The sequence below is a fragment of the Ruegeria sp. HKCCE3926 genome (assembly GCF_017872515.1).
Taxonomy (GTDB): Bacteria; Pseudomonadota; Alphaproteobacteria; order Rhodobacterales; family Rhodobacteraceae; genus Ruegeria.
Map to the genome: position 1 here is coordinate 1 of NZ_JAEDOU010000010.1, position 14,830 is coordinate 14,830.

Sequence of the window (14,830 nt, forward strand, 5' to 3'; positions counted from 1 at the left end):
GAAACCTCGTCTGCACATGCCCCCCAATGGACGCATACGCAGACGCCGCGGAATAACAGCAACAACCCCGCCGAGTTTCGGCGGGGTTTTTCGCCAATCGGAAACTCATGTTCTGATTTGTGCCCTCTTTGGATGTCGTTTTTACCCAGCAAAGCGTCTTTTTCGCTTGCTGCGGGTGCGAAGGGCCCATAGCTCTGTGCGTGGGACACCCCTCCCCAACGAGGGGCGTGTATCTGGAAGGGTAATACAGATGAGCACTCAAAAACCGGCGACGCGGCCGGCCAATCCGCGTTTTTCCTCGGGCCCTTGCGCCAAACCCCCCACATTTGATCTGACCAAACTGGCCGATGCCGCCTTGGGACGCTCGCACCGTGCCGCCGTTGGCAAGGACAAGCTGAAAGCGGCCATCGAAGGCACGCGCGAGGTGCTTGGCATTCCGGCAGATTACAGGATCGGCATTGTTCCCGCCTCGGACACGGGCGCGGTTGAGATGGCTCTTTGGTCGCTATTGGGCGAACGCAAGGTCGAGATGCTGGCGTGGGAAAGCTTTGGGTCCGGTTGGGTGACCGATGTGGTCAAGCAGCTTAAGATCGACGCCGAGGTGAAGACCGCCGATTACGGACAGATCGTGGATCTGGCATCGGTCGATTTCGCCAATGACGTGGTCTTTACGTGGAATGGCACCACCTCGGGCGTGCGCGTGCCGAATGGCGACTGGATCGCCGATGATCGTCAGGGTCTGACGATCTGCGACGCAACCTCGGCTGCCTTTGCGATGGACCTGCCCTGGGACAAGCTGGATGTGACCACCTTCAGCTGGCAGAAGGTTCTGGGCGGTGAGGCCGCGCATGGGATGCTGATCCTGTCGCCGCGCGCCGTTGAACGTCTGGAGAGCTACACCCCTGCATGGCCGCTGCCCAAGATTTTCCGCCTGACCAAGGGTGGCAAGCTGATCGAAGGCATCTTTACCGGGGCGACGATCAACACGCCGTCGATGCTGGCGGTTGAGGATTATCTGTTTGCACTGGATTGGGCGCGCTCGGTGGGCGGTCTGAAGGGCCTTACAGCCCGCGCGAACGCCAATGCCGATGCAGTGCATGCGTTCTGCGACCGGAACGACTGGATCGAAAACCTGGCCGCAGACGCTGCGACGCGGTCGAACACATCCGTCTGTCTGAAATTCACCGACGCCCGAATTCAGGACGGCGCAAGCTTTGCCAAGGCTGTGGCCAAGCGGCTGGAGTCCGAGAATATCGCGCTGGACATCGGTGCCTATCGCGACGCGCCTGCGGGCTTGCGGATCTGGTGCGGCGGTACGGTCGAGACCTCGGACATCGAAGCGATGCTGCCTTGGCTAGCATGGGCCTTTGAGGCCGAAATCGCGGCGCAGACAGAAGCCGCCTGATCGCATCCCATCTCCACCGGGCCGCATCGGCCCGGACCTCTCAATACATTCAAGGACCACAAACATGGCTCCCAAAGTACTCGTTTCCGACAAACTCAGCGAAACCGCCGTTCAGATTTTCCGTGATCGCGGCATCGACGTGGATTTCATGCCCGATCTGGGCAAGGACAAGGACAAGTTGGCCGAGGTGATCGGCCAGTATGATGGTCTTGCCATCCGCTCGGCCACCAAGGTCACGCCGACCATTCTCGAAAAAGCCGACAAGCTGAAGGTGATCGGCCGCGCTGGAATTGGCACTGACAATATCGACAAGGAAGCGGCGTCGAAAAAAGGTGTGATCGTGATGAACACGCCATTCGGCAACATGATCACCACTGCCGAACACGCCATTGCGATGATGTTTGCCGTGGCGCGGCAGATCCCCGAGGCCTCGACTTCGACCCATGCGGGCAAGTGGGAAAAGTCCAAGTTCATGGGGATCGAGCTGACCAACAAGACGCTCGGCGTCATTGGTGCGGGGAACATCGGTGGCATCGTGTGCGAGCGCGCGCTTGGCCTGAAGATGAAAGTCATCGCCTATGATCCCTATCTGGGCGAAGAGAAAGCCGCCAAGATGGGCGTGGAAAAGGTAGAGCTGGACGAGTTGCTGTCCCGCGCCGACTTCATCACCCTGCACGTGCCGCTGACGGATCAGACCCGCAATATTCTGAGCCGTGAGAACCTTGCCAAGACCAAGAAAGGCGTGCGCATCATCAACTGTGCTCGGGGTGGTCTGGTCGATGAGGAGGCCTTGGCCGAGGCGCTGCAATCCGGTCACGTTGCGGGCGCCGCGTTTGACGTGTTCGGTGAGGAACCCGCCAAGGACAACCCCCTGTTCAATCTGCCCAACGTGGTCTGCACGCCGCATCTTGGTGCAGCAACGACCGAAGCGCAGGAGAATGTGGCGCTGCAAGTGGCCGAGCAGATCTCGAACTATCTGCTGACAGGTGCGGTCGAGAACGCTTTGAACATGCCCAGTGTAACGGCGGAAGAAGCCAAGGTGATGGGGCCGTGGATCAAGCTGGCCGGCCATCTGGGCAGCTTCATCGGCCAGATGACGGATGAGCCGGTCAAGGCGATCAATATCCTGTATGATGGTGTGGCCGCTGAAATGAATCTGGCGGCGTTGAACTGCTCGGTGGTTGCCGGGATCATGAAAAAGTTCAACCCCGAGGTGAACATGGTGTCGGCCCCGGTTGTCGCCAAGGAACGTGGGATCAAGATCTCGACCACCAATCAGGACAAATCGGGTGCGTTTGAGGGCTATATCAAAGTCACCGTTGTGACCGACAAGCGCGAGCGTTCTATCGGCGGCACTGTGTTCAGCGACGGCAAACCGCGGTTCATCCAGATCAAGGGCATCAATATCGACGCCGAGGTCGGTGCCCATATGCTCTACACCACCAACGAAGACGTGCCGGGCATCATCGGTGCTTTGGGGCAGACCATGGGCGAGAACAACGTCAACATCGCGAACTTTACCCTAGGTCGATCCGAGGCCGGAGGAGAAGCGATTGCGTTGCTTTATGTCGACGAACCCGTTCCGGCCGAGGCACGCGCCAAGCTGGCGGAAACGGGTCTGTTCACGCAGATCAAGCCGCTGGAATTTGATGTCACCTGACGAGGCCTGTTGAGTTTGAGAAACAGTTCAGGACCCGGTTGACCGAAGGCCCGGGTCCTTTGTTTTCTCGGGCTGCAATCTGCGGCACAAGCAAGCTGAACCTTACCGTCGGAGGATCTATGACACAGCCTGTCTACGTTGTTGGTGATCTGCACGGGCAGGTGGCCGAGCTGGAACGCGCGCTGTCTCTGATCCGGGGTGATGGCGGCCCGGACGCCCAGATCGTGTTTCTGGGTGATTACGTGGATCGCGGCCCTGACAGCCGCGGGCTGATCGAGCGTCTGATTGCCGGGCGCGATGCGGGCCTGAACTGGATCACTCTGCTGGGCAACCATGATCGCATGTTCGCCTGGTTCATGGAGGATACGCCGCGTCACGATCCGCATTTGCTTGTCGGGTATCATTGGCTGCATGAAAGGCTGGGTGGGGTCGAGACCCTGCGCAGTTATGGCGTGGAATTCGAAGGCCAGATTCGCCTGGAAGATCTGCATCAGATGGCGCAGGCGGCGGTGCCGAAATCGCACCTGACTTTTCTGCGAGATCTGGTTCTGATGCATCAGACGCCAGAGCTTGCCTTTGTTCACGCAGGTATTCGCCCGGGCGTGCCGCTCAACGCGCAGGGGGACAACGACCTGGTCTGGATCAGGCAGGATTTTCATGCTCATCGGGGTCCGCATCCCAAGCTGATCGTGCATGGTCATACTCCGGTGGACCGGGCAACGCATTATGGAAATCGCGTCAATCTGGACACAGGTGCCGGATATGGGCGCCCGGTGGGTGTCGCGGTGTTCGAAGGGCAGACTTGCTGGGAATTGACCGATCAGGGCCGTTTGTCGTTGACCCCCTAGATCACCTCGCCCGGCCAAGAAATTTGGAGATTGAAGATGTATGTCGCCACTTTGCTGACCAATCCGGCAGCGCCTTCGCTGGACAGCGCATTACCCGAGTCACTGCGCAATGCGTGGGGTGGCGGGGACATCTTCTGGCTCAACCCGGATGAGGCGGCAGAATTCGAGTTGAACGCCATCCCCGACAATCGCTGGGACGTTTGGGCAGACTTGCAGGGTATGGGCGTGGACCTGATTTTGCAGCCTGCGCAGGGGCGGCGCAAACAGATGCTGCTGGCCGATATGGACAGCACCATGATCCAGCAGGAATGCATTGACGAACTGGCGGATGAGGCTGGCGTCGGCGAAAGGGTCAAGGACATCACCGCCCGCGCCATGAACGGAGAGCTGGATTTCGAAGGTGCCCTGATCGAGCGGGTTGGTTTGCTGAAGGATCTGGATGAAAGCGTCATCGGCAAAGTCCTGCGCGAACGGATCACCCTGATGCCCGGAGGCAGGGAATTGCTGGCGACGATGCGGGCCAACGGGGCCTATACAGCATTGGTATCCGGTGGCTTTACGGCCTTTACCGCGCGGGTGGCAGAGCTTTTGGGGTTCGATGAAAACCGTGCCAACACTTTGCTGGCGGAAGATGGCAAGCTGACCGGAGACGTCGCGCGTCCTATTCTGGGGCGTCAGGCCAAGGTCGAAGCGCTGGCGCAGATTTCAACGCGTCGGGGCCTGTCGGAAAGTGATGTGATTGCCGTGGGTGACGGGGCCAATGACCTTGGAATGCTTGGCCGGGCCGGGACCGGGGTTGCCCTTCATGCCAAACCGTCGGTGGCCGCACAATGTGATGTGCGGGTGAATCACGGCGACCTGACGGCACTGCTTTATCTACAAGGGTACAGTCGCGCGGATTTTGCCGAATCCTGACAGGGCTTTTCATTATTTAACATTTGTGTTAAATAGAAGTCATGAGCACGCTTCTGACCACCTTTTCCGCTTTGTCTGATGCCACCCGGTTCTCGATTGTCGAGCAACTGATGGAGCAGGGCGAACTGCCCGCTGGTGAACTGATCGAAGGGCGCGGCATGTCCGGCGCCGCGATTTCGCGCCACCTCAAGGTGCTGCGTGAGGCCGGGTTGGTGCAGCAGCGTGTGCGGGGCACCCAACGGATGTACTCCATCCGGTCCGACGGGCTGCGTATGATTGCCGACTGGACGATCTCCAAACGGCAATTCTGGGAAAGCAGCCTTGATCGCCTCAGTGATATCATCGAAAGGGAGAATTCATGGCCGACCTGAAACTGGAACGGGATTTCCCCGTCAGCCCAGAGGACCTGTTTGCATGGATCAGTGACGGCAGCCGGTTGTTGCAATGGTGGGGCCCCGAAGGGATGCACGTGCCTAAACACAATCTGGATTTCTCGCGCACCGGCCCGTGGTATTCGGTCATGGAAAACGGCGAGGGCCAGCAATACAAGGTCTCGGGCCACGTCACGCATGTCGACCCTCCAAACTCGGTGGGGTTTACCTGGGGCTGGCATGACGATCAGGATCAGCGCGGGGCCGAAAGCCACGTCACCTTCACAGTCAAAGCGACAGGCACGGGGTCGCGCCTGGTTTTGGACCACCGCGAACTGGCCGATGCCGAAGCAGCCGCGAACCACAATCAGGGCTGGACGTCTTCGCTGCGCAAACTCGAAGCGAAGTGCAAATAAGGTTTCATCAGGGAGGAGCGATATGCCCCAATATTTGTTTGTTTATCACGGGGGACACACCCCGACCGACCCCGCCGAGATCGAGGCGACCATGGCCGCCTGGGGCGCCTGGTTTCAGGATATGGGAGACGCCCTCGATATCCCCGGAAACCCGGTGGGGCAGTCTTACACCGTCAGCAACAACGGAGTGGTCGATAACGGCGGCGCAAACCCGGCCTCGGGCTTTACGGTGATCAAAGCTGACAGTATCGATGCTGCGACCGAGATGGCCAAGGGCTGTCCGATGGTCGTCAACGGCACAGGCTCGGTTGAAGTGGCCGAGGTGCACGAGATCGAGATGTAGTGGCCTTAGCCGGGGAAACCCGGCGCAGGTTTGATCACGCCGCATTCCAGCCCCCGGCGGCTGTATTGCGTGGCGTTCATGAATTTGCGGGTGGCCGGGTGATCGGCCTCCAGCACACCAAGGCTCACCAGAATAGCGGCGATGGCGCATTCGCTGGCCCGTGTGGTGCCATCGGTGATCTTCAGCGCAACGCCCATGCGTTTTTCCGGGATGATGGCCACAAACACCGCCTCGGCCCCGGTCTTGATGGCGACGCGCCCGTTCATGGCGCGCATCAGTTCGGTGCAGGCCCGGGTCTCACCGGCAACCAGTTCCGGGTGTTTCACCATCGCGGCCACCAGCTGCATCGCTGCATCGCTGGAGCGGTCGGACCGGTCTGCGGCTGAAGCAAACCAAGCCATCGAACGTGCTAAACCGAAAAGCGATGTGGCGAAATTCGGGGCGGAACAGCCATCGATGCCGTATGCCGGGCTGGTCTCGGCCGTTGTTTCTTCGACGGCAGATAGGCAGGCTTGTTGCACCGGATGATCAATTTCAAGGTATTCCGGCCCGGCGCCCATATGCTGTGCCAGAGTCAGAAAGCCGCAATGTTTGCCGGAACAATTGTTGTGGATCTGGCAAGGCGTGTCGTCCGCCAAAATCAGCCGGTCGCGCGCGGCGGTGTCGGCGGGCTCCTGTGGGCCGCACCGCAGATCGTGCTCGTTCAACCCCAGATGGTCCAGCCACGCCGTCACGCGATCCGTGTGGATCGCCGCCCCGTTATGCGAGGCGCAGGCCAACGCGAGGTGTTCGCTGGTCAGACCGTATTTCGCCGCCGCCCCTGATGTGACCAACGGAAGCGCTTGAATCATCTTGGCGGATGACCGCGGGTATATGACGGATTGCGGGTCGCCCCAACTGCGCACGATCTGGCCCGTGTCATCGCAAATAACCGCATGACCCAGATGCAGACTTTCCAGCAGAGGGCCGCGCCAAAGTTCTGTCATGGGTACGGGCTGCGTCATCTGGACCTCCGAAATTTATGCGCAAAATTCTGCCAATCGCCCTTTCGCCTGTGGCGAAACCTGCGTTAGTGTGTGTATGTCGGCAATCATCGGAAGACGCAAACGAATAGACGAACCGGCAGGGTTCGCAGACGTGTCCGATGGGTATGAGGTAAGGGTCGAGCTAGGAGGCTGGACAAATGGGATCAATGCTCGTTCGCACGATAGCGGGCCTGTGTATGGCAGGCATCGCAGCAACATCTGCAATCGCCCAACAGGCGACAAGCACCAACCGCGTTGCTGCAAAAACGGATTGGAGCGTTTTTGTCGAAGACGATCCCACCGAATGCTGGAGCGTCTCGGCACCCAAGGAAACCGTAAACACCCGCGGTGGACGTGTGGTTTCCGTACGGCGCAGCGATATCCTGCTGTTTGTGTTCTATCGCCCGAATGCCGAGGTCAAAGGCCAATTGACCTTTACTGGCGGCTACCCGTTTGCCGCGGGTTCGACGGTGAACCTGAATGTGGACGGGACCGAGTTCGAACTGTTCACAGAAGGCGAATGGGCCTGGGCCGCGTCGGATGCGGATGATGCCAAGATCATCACCGCCCTGAAGCGCGGAACCGAGGCTGTTCTGACCGCCCGGTCCGAGCGTGGGACGCAGACGAAAGACACCTTCTCGCTGCTGGGCTTTACCGCAGCGATTGAAGACGCTGAGAAGCGCTGCACCAACTGATCTTATCGCGCCGATTGTTGAAAAGGCCCCGCCTGGTCGCGGGGCTTTTGACGTATGGTCATCTGCCAGTTTTGATCCGCATCAAAGTTTCGCGTTGGGCAATGTGAACTAAGTGGTTTAGCCACTTAGAGAGGACATCGTGATGAAACAGAAAACTTGGATCACTCTGGTTCTGGTCGCATCCGCCGCTGTGCTGAGCGCTTGCGAGAAGAATGCTGAAACCTACCCGATATCGGGCGAGCAATGTGGCCCGGAAGATCCGGTTCAGACCCTGGACGCCAGTGATTGCTACACACCGCCGCCGGTAAACTGATCAAAAAGGCCCGGTATGTTCATCGTGCCGGGCCTGTTGGCTTAGGAAACCTTTTGATCTTTGCACAGGTTCCTATATAGAGGCGCATCCCAAGCCCGATTCCTTTGAGATACGCCAATGTCGCCTAAAGCGCCGATCACCCAAGACGTCATGACCATCCCGCGCAAACTGCCCGACGGGAAGATCAACCTCGTCGGCCTTACGCGCGACCGTTTGCGCGAAACCTTGATTGAACACGGCACGCCCGAGAAACAGGCCAAGATGCGCACCGGTCAGATCTGGCAATGGATCTACCAATGGGGCGTGCGCGACTTTGCCCAGATGACCAATCTGGCAAAGGCTTATCGCGCTCAACTGGCCGAGCACTTCGTGATCGAAATCCCCGAGGTGGTCACACGTCAGGTGTCCGAGGACGGCACCCGCAAATACCTGTGCCGTATCGCCGGCGGGCATGAGGTCGAGGTGGTCTACATCCCCGAGGAAGATCGCGGCACGTTGTGTATCTCGTCTCAGGTGGGCTGTACGCTGACCTGTTCGTTTTGTCATACCGGCACTCAAAAACTTGTACGAAACCTGACATCCGCCGAAATCGTTGGCCAGATCATGATGGCGCGCGACGATCTTGAAGAATGGCCAACCCCCGGCGCACCTAAGGACGAAACCCGCCTGCTGTCGAACATCGTTCTGATGGGAATGGGCGAGCCGCTTTACAATTTCGAAAACGTGCGCGACGCGATGAAGATCGCCATGGACCCCGAGGGCATTTCTCTGTCGCGCCGGCGGATTACTCTGTCGACCTCGGGCGTGGTGCCCGAGATCGCGCGCACCGCCGAAGAAATCGGCTGTTTGCTGGCGATCTCGTTCCACGCCACTACGGACGAAACTCGCGACGTTCTTGTGCCCATCAACAAACGTTGGAATATCGAGGAACTGCTGACCGCTTTGGCCAGCTATCCGAATGCTTCGAACTCTGAACGGATCACGTTTGAATATGTGATGCTGGATGGTGTGAATGACAGTGACGAAGATGCGCATCGTTTGATCAATCACATCAAGCGACACAACATTCCGGCCAAGATCAACCTGATCCCGTTCAACGAATGGCCCGGCGCACCGTACAAGCGCAGCTCGAACAACCGCATCCGCGCCTTCGCAAACATCATCTATCAGGCCGGCTATGCCTCGCCCATCCGCAAGACACGCGGTGAGGACATCATGGCGGCTTGCGGTCAGTTGAAGTCGGCGACCGAACGGGCGCGCAAATCACGCAAACAAATCGAGGCCGAAACGGGTCTGAGCCGATAGGGTTTGGTCCATCTGGGCCAGGCTTGATTGGATCGCGCCTTAAGTGTTTTCTGGCTTTGTCTGCACGTCACAATTGTTTTGTTCAAACTTAATGTTTCAGATGCTGAAACCACATGCATAATTTGCTATATTTCTCGTGCCCGTCGCTGAATTTGCCTCTTCAATTCGATGCACAAGCCGGTGAGGTGTCCGGGTCAGAGATGGCAAGTTTTTGCGATTCCGCTAGACTGTTCCAAGTGGTGCAGAAAGCGCTCAGGTGAACTGAATTTCAGGTGGGCCACGATTATGAATGCAAGTTCTTTTTCGATCATCCGTTTTGGTGCCGCTGCGCTTGCTATCGTCTCGGGTTCAAGCTTGGCCTTTGCTGACGGCCAGGACGCTCATATTGCAATCGAAAACCCTGCCGAGTTGAGCAAAAAAGAGGCTTTGGAACACTACCGATCCCTCAATCGCCGCATGGCGCGTGGCTACGCCGTGGCGCAACTGGACCTGATCCTCAACTACCAAAGCTGGCCGATTTTCAACGATGCGCCCTATATTTCGGCAACCCACGGGCAAAGGTATGTGAACAGCTATGCCAATCGCATGGCGCATAACTACGCGACGTTGCAGGAAGGTGAAGAACTTCCCATGGGGTCGGTTCTTGCCAAGGACAGCATGACCGTGACGGATGAAGGCCACGTGCATCCTGGTGCCATGTTCGTAATGGAGAAACTGGCAGAAAGTGCCAGCCCGGACACGGCGGATTGGCGTTACATCATGGTCTTGCCGGACGGCTCGGTCTTTGGGGACACTATGGGCGACCGCGCCGGTGCCGTGGCCTATTGCCATGTCTGCCACGAACAGGTGGCAGATCGGGACTATACGTTTTACGTGCCGGAAGAGTATCGAACACGCGACTGAGCCGGCTCAGGCTTGTTGTGCGCCCGGCAGCTTCAGTTCCGTCGCCTCACGGCGGCTGAGTTGTTCGCCCTGCTTGCGCTTTGACAAAACTTCACGGGCCAGCGCGTATTTGTCGTCCTGCCAGAAAATCAAGCAGCCGTTGCAACCTTTGCCACAGCAACCCTCGGTGCCGATGCGGTTGGTTTTGAAACGGCGTTCGTTGCCGTCTTCGCCGATCTTTTCAACCAAGGCGTCGCGACGGCGGGCATAGGCGCCAGGGTTGTCACGGCCCGAGGTTTCCAAACCCTGCACCAGCTTGTCAAAGCGGATGCGGCTCCAGTGTTCGTCAGTCAGGGCGCGTTCCTTGCGCAGAACGGAATAGGCGGGGAACCGGGCGCGCAGATCGTCGATATCCTCGTGGTCGAACAGGGTGAAGGGCAGGCGGATCACTGTTTTGGTGCTGCCATGCACTGCGTTCATCCGCGCACCATCGGATGCGCGTTCGAAATCATAGACCCGCAGCAGAACCGTCTCGCGCGAGATGGGCGAGACGAAATCTAGCACATCGCCCGGTTCCAGCTTGTTCTTTACCTCGACCAGAAAGGCATCCTGGGCCACTTCGGTGACGATCCCGGCATATTCCCATTGCGCGATGGACGCCGTGTGCTCGTAATCATGGGCGTAGTTGGTCAGACGCCCCTCGTGGAAGGCCAGCGTATAGCCGCGGTTTCCCACGGTCTCCAACTCGCGCATATAGGGTTTCGGGTCCCAGTTCTGGGGGTCGGCATAGTAATCGTCGATGGCCATGCGATAGGCGCGCGCGACGATGGCGGCGTAGTATTCCGACTTGCCGCGCCCCTCGACCTTGAGGCTGTCGACCCCGATCTTCAGGTATTCGTCCAGCTTGGGCATGATGCACAGATCGCGCGAATTGAGGATGTAGGAACCGCGGTCGTCTTCCTCGATCGGCATCAGATCGCCGGGGCGGCAGCCTTCTTCCAGCAGGAATTCGAACAGGTCGGCGTTTTCCTCGGTGATGCGCAACTCCTGATGGGTGCCGTCCTTCAGGCGCAGTTTCAGCGCATAGTTCCAGCGGCAGGAGTTGGCGCAGTTGCCCTGGTTGGCGCCACGTTCCGCCATGAAATTCGACAGCAGGCAGCGGCCCGAATAGGTCATGCACATGGCACCGTGGACGAAGGCCTCGAGCTTGATGTCGGGGCATTTTTCACGGATCTCCACCAGTTCGGGGTAGGAAACCTCGCGCGCCAGAACCACCAGTTCCGCGCCCTGATCCTGCCAGAACTTCACCGACAGCCATGAACAGATATTGGCCTGGGTCGAGATGTGCACTGGCAGTTCCGGCGCGCGGTCCCGCACGTACTGGAACACGCCGGGGTCGGCGATGATCAACCCGTCCGGCTGCACTTTGCGGACCGTGTCGATATATTCGTCCAGCTTCGGGATGTCCTTGTTGTGCGAGAACAGGTTCAGCGTCAGATAGGCGCGCCGGCCATGGCTGTGGCAGAACTCGACGCCCTCGATCACCTCTTCCAGCGAAAACTCGGATTTCGTGCGCAGCGACATATCGGGCGTGCCCAGATACACCGCATCCGCCCCGTAAAGGACAGCGAGTTTCAGCTTGCGCAGATTGCCCGCAGGCATCAGCAATTCGGATCTGGACTGGGTCATGGCGCCACCTGTCAAAGGATCAAGCCGGCCTTCTAATCCAAATGTTTCGAGTCCAAAACCCCGTTATCTGCGACGGAATCGCGCTGTACCGATGACCTTGACCAGTTGCTGCCGCACAGGTTCGGGTTGCGCCTCGATCGCGTTCAGAACTTCGCGCAGTTCGGCCCGCAGCCCATGCAGCTGGTCGATCAGTGAGATCATCATCGACAGCGCATCCGCCTCCATGTCGTACTGTTCGTGCAACTCACAGGCCAGTTCCAGACGGGCGACGTCGATATTTTGATAAACCAGCCCTTGATCCGACTGTTCCGGAATCACGATTTCCGCCGCCAGGTATTCGGTCAGGCGGTCCGAGGTCAGGCGGGTGACCGTTTCGATCAGTTCCTTTTCGGTCAGGATCATAGCTGCATTCCTTTCCGCGGATCATAGCGGTGCTTTTGACGCCAGATTTCCATGAACTGCTTCAGTTCATCATCGATCTTGTCGGGTGTCGCAATGGTCAGCTCAATCAGCTGATCACCACGGGCGGACGAGCCGCGCTTTTTCACGCCTTTTCCGCGCAACCGAAGCGTTTTGCCGCTGCTGGTGCCTGCCGGGACGTTGACATTCACACCGCCGTCTATGGTAGGGGCCGGGACTTTTCCGCCCAGAATGGCCTCGTCGATTGTGATCGGCAGCGTGATGTGGATGTCGTCGCCCTGACGTTCAAAAACCGGGTGCTTGGCGACCGAAACCGTCACCAGTGCGTCACCCGGAGGGCCTTCGCCATATCCCGGCGCGCCTTTGCCGCGCAACCGGATGGTCTGGCCGTCGGTGATCCCGGCCGGGATTTTGACCTCGATCCGGTCTCCATCCGGCAAGGTCAATTTCTGACTGGCGCCGAACACGGCATCCAGAAAGCTGATTTGCAGTGAATAGTTCAGATTGTGACCCGGTGCGTGAAACTGGTGGCCGCGCTGGCCACCAAAACCGCCGCGACCACGCATGAACTCGGCAAAGATGTCTGACATGTCGTCGGGATCCGCCTGACGCCCGCGATAGGGGTTTCCAGCAGCCTCGGCATAGTCCCGGTAATACTGCTGTTGCGGGCGTTCCTGACCCGAGGCGTCTATTTCCCCGTTGTCGAAACGCGCACGTGTTTCAGGATCTTTCAACAGATCATAAGCAGCGGCGGCGGCCTTGAATTTGGCCTCGGCCGTGGCATCGCCGGGTTTCAGATCCGGATGGCAATCCTTGGCGATACGCCGGTAGGCTTTTTTGATCTCGGCTGCACTGGCGTCCTTCGAGACACCAAGAACGGTGTAGGGGTCGTCGCTCATCTCACTCTCACAGGTCAGGGGCGGGTCTGATCACGATGAAGGTGTTCTACCATTTGATTTCAATGGTTGAAACGGAAGAGGCGATTGAATTGTCTCGTAAAATCCCGAAGACCTGATAGTATATGCATATTTATACTTGTCGAATGACGGAGACCGCCGCATGTCACGCAGAATAAAATCCGCCCTGGCCCTGATGGCCGGGAATGCCATTGGGTTGTTGCTTGCCGCGCTGATATTGTCGGGATTTGCGATCAAGCCGATCTCGTTCATCGTGGTGGTGATTGTCTTCACCGTCGTACAGGTCGTGGCTGAACCCCTGATCCTGAAACTGGGCGAAAAGAAAGCGCCCGCCCTGAAAGGTGGGATCGCCCTGATCGTAACCTTCGTGGGCCTTTTCGTGACCGACCTGATTGCAGCCGGGCTGACCGTTGGCGGGGTTTCGAACCTGCTGGCGGCAACATTGCTGGTCTGGCTGGGGGCGTTGATCGCCAGCGTTGTGCTGCCGATCTACGTGTTCAAAGAACTGCGTGAGCCCAAAAAGTAATCACACGACGTTCAGGCTGGCTTCGATAGCTTGCCACAATTCTTCCACGGGTTCGCATCCGACGGACAGGCGGATGAAGGCCGGATCAACGTCGTCGCCCCAGCGCGCGCGCCGCTCGGCCGAGCTGTGGACGCCTCCGAATGACGTGGCTGGGCGCAGAAGCGAGCAATTGTTGATGAAGGCTTCGGCCCGGTCTTCGCTGTTCAGCGTCAGGGACAGCAGAAATCCGAAACGTGTGGTCTGTTCTTGCGCCAGTTTATGCGACGGGTCGTTGGCCAGCCCGGGATAGCGCACCTGTTTCACTGCGGGATGTGCCGTCAGGCGTTCGGCCAATACTTCGGCCGAGCTGCACATCCGGTCGAACCGAACGTCCAGCGTTTCAAGTCCGCGATGAAGCAGCCATGCTTCATGTGGCCCCGGAATCGAGCCGGAGACTTTCCGCCATTCCTCGACCCGTTCCATGATGTCGCCGTTGCGGCTGGCCACATGGCCCATCAGCATGTCGGAATGCCCGCCCATCGCCTTGGTATCGGACGAGACGACCACATCGATGCCCAGATCGAGAGGACGCTGACCCAGCGGAGTCATCGTCGTATTGTCGGCAATGGTTATGCCCCCGGCAGCGCGCACCCGATCCGCCACCTCGGTCAGATCGATCATGTCCAACCCCGGATTCGAGGGGCTTTCGGCAAAGACCACATCGAACCCGTCAAAACCGCCGTCGGCAAAGGCGGTGGTGGGGCGTTCCTCAACGATCACGCCCAGCCGCGACAGGAAACGATCGGCCAATAGGCGCGTCACGTAATAGCCGTCGGAGGGGATCAGCAGGCGTGATCCGGCCTTTACGGTGGCAAACAGTGCTGCGGAAATCGCTGCCATGCCCGAGGGAAAGCTGAGGCAGGGCGCGTCTTCCAAATGCGACAGAACATGCTCCAGATGCACCCAGGTCGGGTTGTCCACCCGGCCGTAACTCGCCTGCCCGTCCGGGGTGCCCGGCAGGTGGTACATGCTGCTTTGGGTCAGTGGCAGCGCTACGGGTTCGCCCTTGCTCAGGGCATTTCCGCGCAGATGCAGCATCTCTCCGGTCTTGGGCGCCATGG

17 protein-coding genes are annotated in these 14,830 nt (G+C 58.9%); 12 read left to right on the forward strand and 5 right to left on the reverse strand.

All coding sequences use genetic code 11. From position 1 onward, the window contains the following. Positions 1–250: 250 nt before the first annotated feature. The 7 genes from I9184_RS18815 to I9184_RS18845 all read left to right on the forward strand — a co-directional run bounded on the left by I9184_RS18815 (position 251) and on the right by I9184_RS18845 (position 5,958). Positions 251–1,405 (forward strand): phosphoserine transaminase, encoded by a 1,155-nt coding sequence (locus I9184_RS18815; RefSeq protein WP_171638624.1) that lies wholly within the window; start codon positions 251–253, stop codon positions 1,403–1,405. A 64-nt stretch (positions 1,406–1,469) separates the two neighbouring features. Continuing rightward, complete coding sequence (gene serA / locus I9184_RS18820) at positions 1,470–3,065, forward strand: phosphoglycerate dehydrogenase (RefSeq protein WP_171638623.1); 1,596 nt, start codon at positions 1,470–1,472, stop codon at positions 3,063–3,065. 119 nt (positions 3,066–3,184) lie between these two features. Further along, complete coding sequence (locus I9184_RS18825; protein WP_171638622.1) at positions 3,185–3,913, forward strand: metallophosphoesterase family protein; 729 nt, start codon at positions 3,185–3,187, stop codon at positions 3,911–3,913. A 36-nt stretch (positions 3,914–3,949) separates the two neighbouring features. Next, positions 3,950–4,828 (forward strand): phosphoserine phosphatase SerB, encoded by an 879-nt coding sequence (serB, locus tag I9184_RS18830; protein ID WP_171638621.1) that lies wholly within the window; start codon positions 3,950–3,952, stop codon positions 4,826–4,828. A 41-nt stretch (positions 4,829–4,869) separates the two neighbouring features. Then, the gene (locus I9184_RS18835) at positions 4,870–5,199 is read left to right on the forward strand and encodes a metalloregulator ArsR/SmtB family transcription factor (protein WP_171724871.1); all 330 of its coding nucleotides are present in this window, start codon (positions 4,870–4,872) and stop codon (positions 5,197–5,199) included. Beyond that, complete coding sequence (locus tag I9184_RS18840; protein ID WP_209835417.1) at positions 5,187–5,615, forward strand: SRPBCC domain-containing protein; 429 nt, start codon at positions 5,187–5,189, stop codon at positions 5,613–5,615. Before I9184_RS18835 ends, I9184_RS18840 begins: the two co-directional genes overlap by 13 nt. 22 nt (positions 5,616–5,637) lie before the next feature. Then, positions 5,638–5,958 carry a YciI family protein gene (locus I9184_RS18845; protein WP_171638618.1) on the forward strand — a complete coding sequence of 107 codons (321 nt, stop codon included), beginning with the start codon at positions 5,638–5,640 and terminating at the stop codon, positions 5,956–5,958. A gap of 5 nt (positions 5,959–5,963) precedes the next feature. Here the strand turns inward: I9184_RS18845 and I9184_RS18850 are convergent, their stop codons facing one another. After that, a complete protein-coding gene (locus tag I9184_RS18850) occupies positions 5,964–6,962 on the reverse strand; it encodes an asparaginase (RefSeq protein ID WP_171638617.1) in 999 nt (332 codons plus the stop codon). 179 nt (positions 6,963–7,141) lie between these two features. Here I9184_RS18850 and I9184_RS18855 point away from each other — a divergent pair, with 179 nt between their 5' ends. The 4 genes from I9184_RS18855 to I9184_RS18870 all read left to right on the forward strand — a co-directional run bounded on the left by I9184_RS18855 (position 7,142) and on the right by I9184_RS18870 (position 10,199). Then, positions 7,142–7,678: an invasion associated locus B family protein gene (locus tag I9184_RS18855; RefSeq protein WP_171638616.1), complete on the forward strand. Its 537-nt coding sequence runs from the start codon at positions 7,142–7,144 to the stop codon at positions 7,676–7,678. 142 nt (positions 7,679–7,820) lie between these two features. Next, positions 7,821–7,991, forward strand: a complete 171-nt coding sequence (locus I9184_RS18860; RefSeq protein WP_171638615.1) for a hypothetical protein — start codon at positions 7,821–7,823, stop codon at positions 7,989–7,991. Positions 7,992–8,108: 117 nt separating this feature from the next. Then, entirely contained in the window at positions 8,109–9,296 is a 1,188-nt protein-coding gene (gene rlmN, locus I9184_RS18865) for a 23S rRNA (adenine(2503)-C(2))-methyltransferase RlmN (protein WP_209835418.1), read from the forward strand. Positions 9,297–9,581: 285 nt separating this feature from the next. Continuing rightward, on the forward strand, positions 9,582–10,199 hold the full coding sequence (locus I9184_RS18870) for a cytochrome P460 family protein (RefSeq protein ID WP_209835419.1): 618 nt from the start codon (positions 9,582–9,584) through the stop codon (positions 10,197–10,199). A gap of 6 nt (positions 10,200–10,205) precedes the next feature. Here the strand turns inward: I9184_RS18870 and I9184_RS18875 are convergent, their stop codons facing one another. From I9184_RS18875 to I9184_RS18885, 3 genes are all read right to left on the reverse strand, one after another. Then, complete coding sequence (locus I9184_RS18875; protein WP_209835420.1) at positions 10,206–11,867, reverse strand: U32 family peptidase; 1,662 nt, start codon at positions 11,865–11,867, stop codon at positions 10,206–10,208. A gap of 63 nt (positions 11,868–11,930) precedes the next feature. Then, positions 11,931–12,269: a hypothetical protein gene (locus I9184_RS18880; RefSeq protein ID WP_171638611.1), complete on the reverse strand. Its 339-nt coding sequence runs from the start codon at positions 12,267–12,269 to the stop codon at positions 11,931–11,933. Then, positions 12,266–13,186: a J domain-containing protein gene (locus I9184_RS18885; RefSeq protein WP_209835421.1), complete on the reverse strand. Its 921-nt coding sequence runs from the start codon at positions 13,184–13,186 to the stop codon at positions 12,266–12,268. The genes I9184_RS18880 and I9184_RS18885 overlap by 4 nt, the downstream gene beginning before the upstream one ends. Before the next feature lie 160 nt (positions 13,187–13,346). Between I9184_RS18885 and I9184_RS18890 the strand changes: the two genes are divergently transcribed. Continuing rightward, on the forward strand, positions 13,347–13,730 hold the full coding sequence (locus tag I9184_RS18890) for a hypothetical protein (RefSeq protein WP_171638607.1): 384 nt from the start codon (positions 13,347–13,349) through the stop codon (positions 13,728–13,730). Here I9184_RS18890 and I9184_RS18895 read toward each other — a convergent pair whose 3' ends face one another. Further along, positions 13,731–14,828, reverse strand: coding sequence for a cystathionine gamma-lyase (locus tag I9184_RS18895; protein ID WP_209835422.1), 1,098 nt, complete (start codon positions 14,826–14,828; stop codon positions 13,731–13,733). Positions 14,829–14,830 lie beyond the last annotated feature (2 nt).

Bases quoted from the DNA above. Each gene is read 5' to 3' on its own strand.
- I9184_RS18815 (WP_171638624.1), top strand. From the start codon at position 251: ATGAGCACTCAAAAACCGGCGACGCGGCCGGCCAATCCGCGTTTTTCC.
- serA (WP_171638623.1), top strand. From the start codon at position 1,470: ATGGCTCCCAAAGTACTCGTTTCCGACAAACTCAGCGAAACCGCCGTT.
- I9184_RS18825 (WP_171638622.1), top strand. From the start codon at position 3,185: ATGACACAGCCTGTCTACGTTGTTGGTGATCTGCACGGGCAGGTGGCC.
- serB (WP_171638621.1), top strand. From the start codon at position 3,950: ATGTATGTCGCCACTTTGCTGACCAATCCGGCAGCGCCTTCGCTGGAC.
- I9184_RS18835 (WP_171724871.1), top strand. From the start codon at position 4,870: ATGAGCACGCTTCTGACCACCTTTTCCGCTTTGTCTGATGCCACCCGG.
- I9184_RS18840 (WP_209835417.1), top strand. From the start codon at position 5,187: ATGGCCGACCTGAAACTGGAACGGGATTTCCCCGTCAGCCCAGAGGAC.
- I9184_RS18845 (WP_171638618.1), top strand. From the start codon at position 5,638: ATGCCCCAATATTTGTTTGTTTATCACGGGGGACACACCCCGACCGAC.
- I9184_RS18850 (WP_171638617.1), bottom strand. From the start codon at position 6,962: ATGACGCAGCCCGTACCCATGACAGAACTTTGGCGCGGCCCTCTGCTG.
- I9184_RS18855 (WP_171638616.1), top strand. From the start codon at position 7,142: ATGGGATCAATGCTCGTTCGCACGATAGCGGGCCTGTGTATGGCAGGC.
- I9184_RS18860 (WP_171638615.1), top strand. From the start codon at position 7,821: ATGAAACAGAAAACTTGGATCACTCTGGTTCTGGTCGCATCCGCCGCT.
- rlmN (WP_209835418.1), top strand. From the start codon at position 8,109: ATGTCGCCTAAAGCGCCGATCACCCAAGACGTCATGACCATCCCGCGC.
- I9184_RS18870 (WP_209835419.1), top strand. From the start codon at position 9,582: ATGAATGCAAGTTCTTTTTCGATCATCCGTTTTGGTGCCGCTGCGCTT.
- I9184_RS18875 (WP_209835420.1), bottom strand. From the start codon at position 11,867: ATGACCCAGTCCAGATCCGAATTGCTGATGCCTGCGGGCAATCTGCGC.
- I9184_RS18880 (WP_171638611.1), bottom strand. From the start codon at position 12,269: ATGATCCTGACCGAAAAGGAACTGATCGAAACGGTCACCCGCCTGACC.
- I9184_RS18885 (WP_209835421.1), bottom strand. From the start codon at position 13,186: ATGAGCGACGACCCCTACACCGTTCTTGGTGTCTCGAAGGACGCCAGT.
- I9184_RS18890 (WP_171638607.1), top strand. From the start codon at position 13,347: ATGTCACGCAGAATAAAATCCGCCCTGGCCCTGATGGCCGGGAATGCC.
- I9184_RS18895 (WP_209835422.1), bottom strand. From the start codon at position 14,828: ATGGCGCCCAAGACCGGAGAGATGCTGCATCTGCGCGGAAATGCCCTG.